The sequence below is a fragment of the Pelatocladus sp. BLCC-F211 genome (assembly GCF_041928655.1).
Lineage (GTDB): Bacteria > Cyanobacteriota > Cyanobacteriia > Cyanobacteriales > Nostocaceae > Pelatocladus.
Genome location: NZ_JBHFLM010000209.1, coordinates 1 through 11,532, shown reverse-complemented (window position 1 = coordinate 11,532; position 11,532 = coordinate 1). Strand labels below are relative to the sequence as shown.

9 protein-coding genes are annotated in these 11,532 nt (G+C 43.0%); 5 read left to right on the top strand and 4 right to left on the bottom strand.

Features of this window, described 5'->3' with window-relative positions; genetic code table 11:
- Window positions 1-406: 406 nt before the first annotated feature.
- Together ACE1AT_RS25360 and ACE1AT_RS25355 are read right to left on the bottom strand one after the other, a co-directional pair.
- The gene (locus tag ACE1AT_RS25360; RefSeq protein WP_374873461.1) at window positions 407-1,849 is read right to left on the bottom strand and encodes a protein kinase; all 1,443 of its coding nucleotides are present in this window, start codon (window positions 1,847-1,849) and stop codon (window positions 407-409) included.
- Between the two features lie 126 nt (window positions 1,850-1,975).
- Window positions 1,976-2,995: a LysR family transcriptional regulator gene (locus ACE1AT_RS25355; protein ID WP_374873459.1), complete on the bottom strand. Its 1,020-nt coding sequence runs from the start codon at window positions 2,993-2,995 to the stop codon at window positions 1,976-1,978.
- Between the two features lie 214 nt (window positions 2,996-3,209).
- Between ACE1AT_RS25355 and ACE1AT_RS25350 the strand changes: the two genes are divergently transcribed.
- The 4 genes from ACE1AT_RS25350 (at window position 3,210) to ndhD1 (ending at window position 9,183) form a co-directional block, all read left to right on the top strand.
- Window positions 3,210-3,926, top strand: coding sequence for an NnrU family protein (locus ACE1AT_RS25350; RefSeq protein ID WP_374873457.1), 717 nt, complete (start codon window positions 3,210-3,212; stop codon window positions 3,924-3,926).
- A gap of 432 nt (window positions 3,927-4,358) precedes the next feature.
- Complete coding sequence (locus ACE1AT_RS25345; RefSeq protein ID WP_017310387.1) at window positions 4,359-4,745, top strand: thioredoxin domain-containing protein; 387 nt, start codon at window positions 4,359-4,361, stop codon at window positions 4,743-4,745.
- Window positions 4,746-5,239: 494 nt separating this feature from the next.
- On the top strand, window positions 5,240-7,336 hold the full coding sequence (locus ACE1AT_RS25340) for an NAD(P)H-quinone oxidoreductase subunit 5 (RefSeq protein ID WP_374873454.1): 2,097 nt from the start codon (window positions 5,240-5,242) through the stop codon (window positions 7,334-7,336).
- Window positions 7,337-7,614: 278 nt separating this feature from the next.
- Entirely contained in the window at window positions 7,615-9,183 is a 1,569-nt protein-coding gene (gene ndhD1, locus ACE1AT_RS25335; protein WP_374873451.1) for a photosynthetic/respiratory NAD(P)H-quinone oxidoreductase subunit D1, read from the top strand.
- A gap of 94 nt (window positions 9,184-9,277) precedes the next feature.
- Here the strand turns inward: ndhD1 and ACE1AT_RS25330 are convergent, their stop codons facing one another.
- Together ACE1AT_RS25330 and ACE1AT_RS25325 are read right to left on the bottom strand one after the other, a co-directional pair.
- Complete coding sequence (locus ACE1AT_RS25330) at window positions 9,278-9,727, bottom strand: HNH endonuclease (RefSeq protein ID WP_374873449.1); 450 nt, start codon at window positions 9,725-9,727, stop codon at window positions 9,278-9,280.
- The gene (locus ACE1AT_RS25325) at window positions 9,646-9,966 is read right to left on the bottom strand and encodes a hypothetical protein (protein WP_374873447.1); all 321 of its coding nucleotides are present in this window, start codon (window positions 9,964-9,966) and stop codon (window positions 9,646-9,648) included. The genes ACE1AT_RS25330 and ACE1AT_RS25325 overlap by 82 nt, the downstream gene beginning before the upstream one ends.
- Before the next feature lie 421 nt (window positions 9,967-10,387).
- Between ACE1AT_RS25325 and ACE1AT_RS25320 the strand changes: the two genes are divergently transcribed.
- Window positions 10,388-11,107 (top strand): Uma2 family endonuclease, encoded by a 720-nt coding sequence (locus ACE1AT_RS25320; RefSeq protein ID WP_374873445.1) that lies wholly within the window; start codon window positions 10,388-10,390, stop codon window positions 11,105-11,107.
- Window positions 11,108-11,532 lie beyond the last annotated feature (425 nt).

The following is an 11,532-nucleotide window of genomic DNA, read 5'->3' as shown; positions in this document are numbered from 1 at the left end:
CATGAGGATTTCAAACAGTTAGTAATGTTTGTCATACTGTCTATATTAATTACTCACTAATTTACGTGATTATATTTAATTGAAATTGTATCTATTAGTACTAGTATATGTGCTACAAAATGAAGTGCGGAATGTGGGTTAAAAAAAATCCATCCAGTTTGCCCATTTAGTTTGAAGAATTATTTTGTGCGCGCGATCGCTCCCAATACATTTCGGTTAAGCTCAAAAACATTATCCTTATGACTAGCCCTTTCAAGATGAGTAAAAATCCTCACAAAAATGACCGAATTTTAGGCTTTTCACCTTCGTGTCTTAGTGTCTTGGTGTTTCAAAAGTCGATTTTTTAACCACTAAGACACCAAGACACCAAGAAAAGTACATTACACCTTAAAAGGTCTAGTCCTAATTATTTAGAAAGAAATACAGTTAATAATTTATAAATCAGACGGAATAAAGCTGTAATAGCGATCGCCACCAAACCTCCAGCAATAGCTATGATCATCACTTGCTGAATAGTTAGGCCAAATCGCAAAAAAGGGACAAAAAATATCGCTGTGAATGTTCCTGCTGCAAACACTAACATCTCAGTTTTTTCAATCCAGCGTTGCTTTTGCCCAAAAAGCAATACTGCCAAAATCACAGCACAAGCAGCTAAAGTAATATTTATCGAACGCAGTACACTATACAATGCGATCGCAATCAATCCGCCTTCAAAACCACTAAATCCAGCCCCGATTAGTAATTCTAAAGTAGACAACGGTGCAACCCGCAAAGTCGCAGACAATGGTGTTTGTTGCGGAGGCTGATGTCTAGACTGTGGTTGCGATTTTGTTTGTGGCGGTAATTGTGTGGGTTGGTGGGGGTGAATATGTGTTGGTGTTATGGGCTGAACAGTTAAATTAAGAGCATCTAACACTTCTTGGGCTGACTGAAAGCGCTGATTAGCAGCAGGTAAAAGCATTCTATCAAGAGTATTTGCCAGTAAAGGACTGACAGAAACACGCTCGTGCCATTTCCACTGGTTATTATATACATCAAATAGCTTGGTTACATCTTTTTCACCTGTTAACAACATCACAATTGTCACAGCCAAAGCATATAAATCTGTAGATGGAAAGACTTGTCCACCGGACATCTGTTCAGGTGGTGCAAACCCCAGAGAAAAAATGCCAGTCGAAGAACCAACTCCTCCGGGGGGTGCATTTGCTACCTGCTTCACGGCGCCAAAATCTAACAGATAAAGCTTACCGTTACGATGGCGCATAATGTTGGACGGTTTGATATCTCTGTGAATGATGCCCTTGTGATGGACAAACTGCAAGATTTTGAGAATATCTTGCAGCACATCTAATACTTCTTGCTCAGAGAATTTACCTTTCTGCGCTAACTCTTCTTCTAAGTTCTGTCCATCTATATATTCTTGAACCAGATAAAAAAATTGGTCTTGTTGTCCTGGTTGAGAAAAACTAGAAACTATGACTGGGAAATAAGCGAATAAATCAGGAATTTGATCGTGTTGAGAGCCTATATCTTCTAAGACTGTGGCTTCTCTCTCAAATAAATCTTGTGCGAGTTGCAGTTGAGTTGAACTGAGATTACCTGCTGGCTGGAATTGCTTCACCACACACTGACGCATTCCTGGAGTATAGCGATCGCAGGCTAAAAACGCTGCTCCAAAACCACCTCGTCCCAATAATTTTGATGGCAAATAACGACCAACCAAAATCAACGGCATTCCACAAGTAGTACAGTATTTTTGCTGCACAGTTCTCAAAATAGAATGATCATCTAAATCTGAAAAATAGTTGCGTGGACGGGGGCAACCAGGACGTGTACAGTAAATTTCCATTTTTGTCAATAGTCAATAGTCATTTAGTCATGAGTCATTGGTCATCGGTCATTAATCATTAGCTTCTTCACAAAGGACAAATGACAAATGACAAATGACAAGTGACAAATGACAAATGACTAAATATCAACTTTCGTCTGAGTGAGAATTGTCTAAGTCCAATGTGGTGTTGATTGCTAAACTCTTGTGATTTTGCGATGATTTTAACACATCTATATTCCATCCAGGTGCAGCAAACTGGGGTAGAATTTCCCGGCTAAAAGCTTCTGCTGCTTTGGATCTATAGCGATTGGGATTGAAAATCAGCCACAGTGTTCTCTTGACAACAACACCCTCAATGGGAGCACAATGTAACACATCCATTTGCAATTCTTTAGCAATGGCAGAAGTCGAGACAAAAGCAGCTCCCAAACCAGATTGCACAGCATTTTTAATTGCTTCTATAGAATTGAGTTCCATTTCCACTTTTAAACGCCGTGTATCAATATTATGACGCGCTAACACTTGGTCTATGACTTTGCGGATTGTTGATTGAGAATCAAGGGCAATGAATTGTAATTTATATAGGTCTTCTTTGTGGATGGTTTCAAGTTTGCCAAAGGGATGGAATACAGGTAAAATCAGCGCCAATTCATCATCTGAGTAGGGAATAATCTCTAAAGATTCCCCTAATTCCGCAGGAATTTCACCACCAATAATTGCCAAATCAACTTGTCCATTCACTACACTCCAAGCAGTGCGGCGGGTAGAGTGGACATGTAATTGCACCGCCACGTCAGGATATTTTTGTCGGAACAACCCAATCATTCGGGGTAGAAGATAAGTACCGGTGGTTTGAGAAGCACCAACAATTAATGTACCGCCTTGGAGATTTTGTAAATCTTCAATAGCGCGACAGGTTTCCTGACAAAGACTGAGAATTTTTTCTCCATAGCTCAGGAGTAAATGTCCTGCTTCAGTTAACTGAGCACGACGTCCTCCACGGTCAAACAAGGGAACATCTAATTGCCGTTCTAAATTTTGCACTTGCAAACTGACGGCAGGTTGGGAAACGTAAAGACTGTCAGCGGCGCGCTTGAAGCTCCCTTCTTGGGCGATCGCTTTCAGAATCCGTAACTGATCTAGTGTGAATGGAAGGTCAGACATATAGGCTCAACCCACAAACAAGAAAGGAGCAGCATTAGCAAAAAACCAGTGATTCATAGTATTCTGACTGGGCATAATTTGTTGCATATTAAAATCGGAGGATTTATCCGAAAAAGACAGTAACACAACATCTTGACTAAAGTCCCCCTTTGAATACTTTGTGGTATTGATTGTACTGAATTAAGTTTTCTTTAAATTACTTCACCTGTGTATTATGATGCTGCCATCATGGTTAACCCCCAGTCATTTTATAATGTTGGGACTACAATTTAGTTTTGCAATTGCTCATAGCGGTGGAGCCGCATTGCGACCTTGGGCAGAAAAATATATTGGCCCACGAGTTTATCGGATTATCTTTGCGTTAGTTAGTTTACCTTTAGCTGTAATATTGATTGTTTACTTTTTTAACCACCGTTATGATGGTTTGCAAATGTGGCAAGTCCAATATCTACCCTGGGTAAAACCATTGGTTTGGATGCTATCGGCAATTTCTTTTTTGTTTTTGTACCCTGCTACTTTCAATCTACTAGAAATTGCTGCCATTCAAAAGCCCCAAGTCCATCTCTACGAAACAGGAATTATTCGTATTACTCGCCATCCCCAAATGGTTGGACAGGTTATTTGGTGTATTGCCCATACTTTGTGGTTGGGTACGACTTTTACCTTTGTCACTTCTTTGGGCTTGATTTTGCATCACCTGTTTGGGGTTTGGCATGGCGATCGCCGACTTGGTTGGCGTTATGGCTCGGCTTTTACCGCAGTTAAGCAGCGTACGAGCATTATTCCTTTTGCAGCTATTTTAGATGGACGTCAATCTCTACGGTGGCAAGAATTCCTTCGTCCCGCTTATATTGGAGTAGCTATATTTGTGCTGCTATTGTGGTGGTCCCATCCCCTTTTATTGGTGGCAACTAGTAAGGTACAATGGTAGCCTAGACTAAAACCCGATTCACAACAGCATAAAATAGACAATAGATGAAGATTTCGGCTCATCTGTGATTACCAAATCAATGTACGATGAATGAAAACAGCTGTTCAGTGGAGGGGGTAGGTCAAATCAATTTGAGATTTTGTCCTAGTAGTTGCTGGTCAATTGTCATCATTGGGAGTAAATGATAGATACCGAGCGTCTAATTTCCCTCCCCAGCAGAGGCATAAATTGGAGTTCAAAATCCCCAAATGCCAATGTGTATGAATGCCGCGCTGGCTTTTTTGTCAACGGCAAAATTACCACTATCAAGGCTGGAAAATTTGCATATCTTCTGTTATGCCTACCAGAGCATCTATTCGGCAGTTACTGGCTTACGTTACCCTTGTGCTGATAGCAAGTTGCATATAAAAACCCTATAGTATTAGAGGCATCATGGTGTTGTCGGTTAGTGAGCGGACATTTACTCAAGAAGTTTTAGAATCCCCTATTCCTGTTTTAGTAAATTTTGAAGCTCCTTGGTGTGGTTTGTGCCGCATCATACACCCATTGCTGTTGCAATTTAAAGATAAATGCAACGAGCAAATCAAATTAGTTAATGTGAATGCCGATGACAATTTTAAATTGTCTACCAAATACCGGCTCAAGTCACTACCTACTTTACTTTTGATCGAAAACGGCATTGTCAGAAGACGTTTGGAAGGTTTTCGCGGTCGTGAAGATTTGCTGCAAGCATTGGAAGAAATCAAACTCAGCTACGACAAGTCTTCCCGTGCTTACAATACCCCCACAACAGCGGATTTAGGATGCCGGTCAGCATAATGGTCATTGGTCATTAGACGCGGTTATACTCTTACCTTGAAGCCGCTCTTACGAGCGTCTACGCGTCTGTAAAATGGTCAATTGTCATTGGATTTAGACCAAGGACAATTGACGAATGACCAATGACCAACGACAAAATCTAAAACTATACTTAATTACCCCACCTAATCAGTATCAGGTGGGGTATTTTATCCTAAAGGGTGTGTGTCACAATTATTAACAGATCGACAAGTTACTCAACTCAAGGCTGAAGTATGTAGACGCCCACTAGGGCGGCTGATTGCAGGTAGGTTGAAGTATGAAAAAATGTTTAATTGCTTAGTTATGTCGAGACTTGTACTGTTCCCACAGACTAGACTTCGCCATAACATAAGGTGTGAAAGTTCCTCTTTGTTGACACTCTCAACAGCCATTTGCAACTAGTGCATTCTTTCATCCTTAATCCTTGAGCCTTCATCCTTGCTCATGAAGAATTCTAAAAGTAGGCGTCAGTGATGGAAGTAATCTATCAATATTCCTGGCTAATCCCAGTATTGCCCCTCCTCGGAGCAATGCTGGTAGGGCTGGGATTAATTTCTTTAAATCAGGTGACTAACCGCCTACGACAGCTCAATGCCGCATTTATTATTTCCTTGATGGGAGCGGCTATGGGGCTGTCGTTTGCCATATTGTGGAGCCAACTACAAGGACACGCCCCTTACACCCGCACTCTAGAATGGGCTGCGGCTGGCAATTTTCATCTGAGTATGGGCTACACAATTGACCACTTGACAGCGTTAATGCTGGTGATTGTGACGACGGTAGCCTTCCTGGTCATGGTTTACACTGATGGCTACATGTCCCACGACCCTGGCTATGTTAGGTTTTATGCCTATCTCAGCCTGTTTGGCTCATCAATGTTGGGTCTGGTAGTCAGTCCCAACTTAGTACAAATTTATATCTTCTGGGAACTGGTAGGGATGTGTTCCTACTTGCTGGTCGGCTTCTGGTACGATCGCAAGTCAGCAGCAGACGCAGCCCAAAAAGCCTTTGTCACTAACCGTGTTGGTGACTTTGGTTTGTTGTTGGGCATTCTAGGGCTATTCTGGGCAACAGGAAGCTTTGATTTTCAAATTATGGGCGATCGCCTCACCGAACTCGTTCACACGGGTTCTCTGAGCAATATACTGGCAGCCCTGTTGGCAATTTTGGTCTTCTTAGGCCCAGTAGCCAAATCTGCTCAATTTCCTCTCCATGTCTGGCTACCCGATGCCATGGAAGGCCCGACACCCATTTCTGCTTTAATCCATGCAGCAACAATGGTGGCAGCAGGCGTATTCCTGATTGCCCGAATGTACCCTGTATTTGAACATGTTCCAGCAGCAATGGACACTATTGCCTACACTGGGGCATTCACCGCCTTTTTAGGGGCAAGCATTGCGATTACTCAAAACGACATCAAAAAGGGCTTGGCTTACTCCACCATTTCCCAACTTGGTTACATGGTGATGGCTATGGGAGTAGGCGCATACAGTGCTGGACTTTTCCACCTGATGACCCACGCCTACTTTAAGGCGATGCTGTTTTTAGGTTCTGGTTCAGTAATTCACGGCATGGAAGCAGTTGTCGGTCACGACCCCGACTTGGCGCAGGATATGCGCTTGATGGGTGGACTGCGGAAATATATGCCAATTACAGCAATTACCTTCTTTATTGGTTGTGTAGCAATTTCCGGGATTCCGCCCTTTGCTGGTTTCTGGTCAAAAGACGAAATCCTCGGTGCAGCGTTTGCCTCGAACCCGGTGCTGTGGGGTGTTGGCTGGCTAACAGCAGGAATTACCGCGTTTTACATGTTCCGGATGTATTTCACCACCTTTGAAGGTCAATTCCGGGGCAATAAAACCCAGTTATGGGAAAAACTCAAATCTCCTATTGGCATGGGCATAGTTACGGGTTTTGAAAGAACTCCTGCTTTTGGCCCCGGTGCAATGACCAAAGGAGAACTAGAAGCCCACGCCGAACACCACAACGACCATGGTCATGGTCACGGCCACAGTGAATATCCCCACGAGTCACCCTGGACAATGACCCTGCCTTTGGTACTATTGGCAGTTCCTTCGATACTCATTGGTTTGGTGGGGACGCCCTTTGGTAACTACTTTGAGGAGTTTATTTACTCTCCCAATGAAACCCTTGAAGAAGTGATAGCCAAAGCTGCTGAAGTTGACCTGCATGAGTTTTACATTATGGCGGGTGCTTCGGTGGCAATTTCCCTCATCGGCATTACCATCGCCTCCTTGATGTATTTGTGGGGTAAAATCAATCCGGTGGCGATCGCTGCCAAAATCAAACCACTTTACAACCTGTCCCTCAACAAGTGGTACTTCGATGACATTTACCACCAAGTCTTTGTCCTGGGCTTGCGTCGGTTAGCTAGACAAGTTATGGAAGTAGATTTTCGCGTTGTTGATGGTGCTGTTAACCTCACAGGCTTTTTCACCCTCGTGAGTGGAGAAGGTTTGAAATACCTCGAAAACGGTCGCGCTCAATTCTACGCGTTGATTGTGTTTGCTGCTGTATTGGGCTTAGTGATTGTTTTTGGTGTCACTTAAATCAGTGAACAGTTATCAGTGTAGACGCGTCAGCGGCTTGCCGCAGGCTACAGTTATCAGTAAATAGCCTAATGGCGGCAGATTAAATCCACAACTATTGCCTTCGGTGCTAACTGATAACTGATAACTGATTATTTTAGATGAAGGCAGGACAAGCGGTTCACCTGCCTTCATATTTTTTGATTTTTGTTAAATCAACCTAACAAATAACAACCAAATCACGAAAAAACTGCTAGTTAATAGCTAGTAGCAGATAGCCGAACCTTAAGAGCGACTTCATGAATACAGCTAATTTTCCCTGGCTGACTACAATCATCCTATTACCTATAGCAGCATCACTGCTAATCCCTGTCTTGCCAGATAAAGATGGCAAAACAGTACGTTGGTATGCCCTGATTGTTGGGCTGATAGATTTTGCACTAATTGTTACTGCTTTTTACCTTGGGTATGACTTCTCTAACCCTGATTTGCAATTGTTTGAGAGTTACCCTTGGGTTCCACAACTGGATTTGAATTGGTCAGTAGGGGCAGATGGTTTATCTATGCCCCTCATTATTTTGACTGGATTCATCACCACCTTGGCAGCTTTAGCAGCTTGGCCTGTGACACTCAAGCCAAAACTCTTTTACTTTTTACTGCTAGCAATGTACGGCGGACAGATTGCTGTGTTCGCCGTCCAGGATATGCTGTTGTTTTTCCTGGTGTGGGAATTGGAATTAATTCCGGTTTACCTACTGCTAGCAATTTGGGGAGGTAAAAAGCGTCAATATGCAGCAACCAAATTTATTTTGTACACTGCGGGCGGTTCGCTGTTTATTTTGGTCGCTGCCTTAGCAATGGCATTTTACGGCGATACAGTCACCTTTGACATGCGATCGCTCGCGGCGAAAAATATCGCCCTGAATCTACAATTATGGCTATATGCTGCTTTCTTGATTGCCTACGCTGTCAAATTGCCCATCTTCCCACTCCACACCTGGCTACCAGATGCCCACGGTGAAGCTACAGCCCCGGTGCATATGTTGCTGGCTGGGATTTTGTTGAAAATGGGCGGTTACGCCTTGATTCGCATGAATGCCCAAATGCTTCCCGATGCCCATGCTTATTTTGCGCCTGTATTGGTAATTTTGGGGGTAGTTAATATTATCTACGCCGCCTTAACATCCTTTGCCCAGCGCAACCTCAAGCGGAAAATTGCCTACTCTTCAATTTCCCACATGGGCTTTGTCACCATTGGTATTGCTTCCTTCACAGATTTAGGTTTGAATGGGGCAATGTTGCAAATGGTTTCCCACGGGTTGATTGGGGCGAGTTTATTCTTCCTAGTAGGGGCGACTTACGACCGCACACACACCCTGATGTTGGATGAAATGGGCGGTGTCGGTAAGAAAATGGGTAAGATTTTCGCTATGTGGACGACTTGTTCTTTGGCGTCTTTAGCATTACCAGGAATGAGTGGTTTTGTAGCAGAATTAATGATTTTTGTTGGCTTTGCCACTAGCGACGCCTATAGCTCTACCTTCAAAATTATTGTCGTATTCTTGATGGCAGTTGGTGTTATTTTAACGCCGATTTATCTGCTGTCCATGCTGCGGGAAATTTTCTACGGCGAGGAGAACAAAGAGTTAGTCTCTCACCAAAAACTCATCGATGCCGAACCCCGCGAAATCTTCATTATCGCTTGCTTGTTAGTACCAATAATTGGCATTGGTTTGTATCCTAAGATTTTGACTCAGGTTTACGATGCCACAACAGTACAGCTAACAGAAAGATTGCGTAATGCAGTGCCTTCATTAGCACAGCAAATCACACCGGAAGTGTCGTTAAGTGCGCCGGAGATTGAGTAAGGTAAAACAAATAAAGTTTTACCTTTAGTGATGATTTAGGGGCGGGTTTTATGCCTGCCCTTTTTTGTGTTAATTCAAAACAGTCGAAATGTATTCAAGCTGATTGACAAGGATCGTCAGTAGGTGGATGCCAACCAGCTTGCACCCAAAACCTACGAGCATCTCGAATTGCTCCCTCGTCATGCCTTTCATCATTTATGTCCAAGCGATCGCACGTAGCACGACCTACTGGAGTATTTCCAATAATATTCAAACCGTCTATTGTCCAGATAAAAGGCTCAGACCACAGCTGCTGACGAGGATGAAATAGAGGTACTATTTCCTGGGTTTGAGGGTCTGTTCCCTTTGTAAAGTTGTAGCGACGCTCGTTGCAGCGATGACAAGCTAGAGCTAAATTTTCAACATCATCGGAACCGCCTAAAGACTGAGGCAGAATATGGTCAATAGTGAAACGATTTGGACTTAGGTATTCTGGCGAGTGGCAATACTCGCAGAGGAATCTGGCTCGTCGTCGTACAAATTTTCGCGTTGAGTTGAACACCATTTAGCTTGGGCTGCAAGTTGGGCGTTGATAAAGGTAAAAATTCGCGATAATTCAGAGATTCCATCTAGTTCAGCCCGTTCTTCTTTGGTCAGCAAGTCTTGCTTGTTCTTTCCCAAAAGTTCTTCAAACCGAGACTGTAATTCATCCGTAAATTTAAAGATATAGACATCTCCAAATAGGCTCATCCGAACTCCAGAGCGCATGAAGAATGAAGGTTGAACCATTTCTTGAGCAATCATAGTGTTCTTTTTATGCCTTTAGTATGACGATGATAACAAATATCCGCAAATTTCATGAGAAATTGTCTGAGATACCTTCATAGAAGTTTGAAAATTCTGCTACTAAAAAAGGGTGATTAGTTTGTTCTTCAGGGAACTCTATATAGAAGGTTACTGTAGTTGATAGTGCGATCGCATCCGGTAATAATGAGCAATTAGCCCTTGCTTTGAATTCAATTACACAAATAGCTAAATCCAGCCCATTCAAAGACCTTGCCAATTTAACATCTGTCCGCGCTGCATTGGACGATCCAAATCACGAATGGCAATTTTGATTTAATCCGACTGCATTTGCTGATTTGTATCGGCGACTTTTACAACATTTATTCTTCAGAATCATTCTCTACAATCTATAGTAGAATCTTAATTCTGCAAATCTCCCATGTTAGACTACAACCCCCTAAACTGCTTACCCTCTTCTGAGGAATTACCCGATTCTGACGACACACCTGTGGATAACGAACTACAAGATTTAATTCCTAGCTTATTAAAAGCAATGCTGGCTTTGCTGTGGTCAGATCGTTCGGATTGGTTCTTTGGGGTTGATATGGGTATTTATTATGATCCTAATCAACCTGCTATTGTCCCTGATGGGTTTCTTAGTTTGGGAGTTCAGCGCTTTATTGATGAAGATTTGCGCCTGAGTTATGTGCTGTGGGAAGAGAAAAAAGTACCAATTTTAGTTTTGGAAGTTGTTTCTCAGAAGTATCGGGGCGAGTACACTACTAAAAAAGAATTCTACGCAGAATTAGAGATTTTGTACTACGTGGTCTACAATCCACGCCGTCGCAAGAAACCGCCTCTAGAAGTGTATCGCTTAGTAAATGGCGAATATATCTTACAGCCAGAAAACCCAGTTTGGCTAAGTGAAATTGGTTTAGGAATTGGCAGAGAACGGGGAACTTATCAAGGGATTACACGGGAGTGGTTGTACTGGTATAACGAGCAAGGCCAAAGGTTGCTGACGCCAGAAGAACGTATTCAAGAAGCAGAACAGCGCCGCCTAGCAGCAGAACAACACCGCATAGAAGCAGAACAACGAGCGCAAATGCTTGCAGAACGGCTAAAAGCCTTGGGTATAGATCCAGAAAGTTTAACTTAAGATTTGCTAACTGATACCTGTCTTGAAAATGGGTGTGAGGGTGTAGGGGAGCCAGTGCGTTGCGCGGGTTAAGAGCGTTGTAGCACCTGGCGTGTGTAGGAGGAGTCAAAAATTTTATTCACCCTGGTGTACGCAGTGCATGATGGCTACTGAAGTTAAGTTGTTCCTTTTTGGTCTTGCGATTTTAAAAATTTTATAGTAAAAAATCAAATCACAAGTTGACACAAACAGCCTCTTGTCTACACAGCTAACACATAAGGGCGATCCCCGTATCTTAAACAAAGTGTCAATAACCCCGCCCTAAAGAGGGACGGGGCTTGTAAGAGCCAAATCTTACGTGTTTGACTAGCCCACTGAGCCTAATCAAGGCAACGCACTTCCGAATACTTCCCCAGTTCGGACATACTGTAAGACTGTTTGGTCAG

What these genes read in the sequence shown, in the direction of transcription:
- ACE1AT_RS25320 (WP_374873445.1), top strand. Translation starts at nt 10,388, where the DNA reads ATGTTAGACTACAACCCCCTAAACTGCTTACCCTCTTCTGAGGAATTA.
- ACE1AT_RS25345 (WP_017310387.1), top strand. Translation starts at nt 4,359, where the DNA reads ATGGTGTTGTCGGTTAGTGAGCGGACATTTACTCAAGAAGTTTTAGAA.
- ACE1AT_RS25330 (WP_374873449.1), bottom strand. Translation starts at nt 9,727, where the DNA reads ATGGTGTTCAACTCAACGCGAAAATTTGTACGACGACGAGCCAGATTC.
- ACE1AT_RS25340 (WP_374873454.1), top strand. Translation starts at nt 5,240, where the DNA reads ATGGAAGTAATCTATCAATATTCCTGGCTAATCCCAGTATTGCCCCTC.
- ACE1AT_RS25360 (WP_374873461.1), bottom strand. Translation starts at nt 1,849, where the DNA reads ATGGAAATTTACTGTACACGTCCTGGTTGCCCCCGTCCACGCAACTAT.
- ndhD1 (WP_374873451.1), top strand. Translation starts at nt 7,615, where the DNA reads ATGAATACAGCTAATTTTCCCTGGCTGACTACAATCATCCTATTACCT.
- ACE1AT_RS25355 (WP_374873459.1), bottom strand. Translation starts at nt 2,995, where the DNA reads ATGTCTGACCTTCCATTCACACTAGATCAGTTACGGATTCTGAAAGCG.
- ACE1AT_RS25350 (WP_374873457.1), top strand. Translation starts at nt 3,210, where the DNA reads ATGATGCTGCCATCATGGTTAACCCCCAGTCATTTTATAATGTTGGGA.
- ACE1AT_RS25325 (WP_374873447.1), bottom strand. Translation starts at nt 9,966, where the DNA reads ATGATTGCTCAAGAAATGGTTCAACCTTCATTCTTCATGCGCTCTGGA.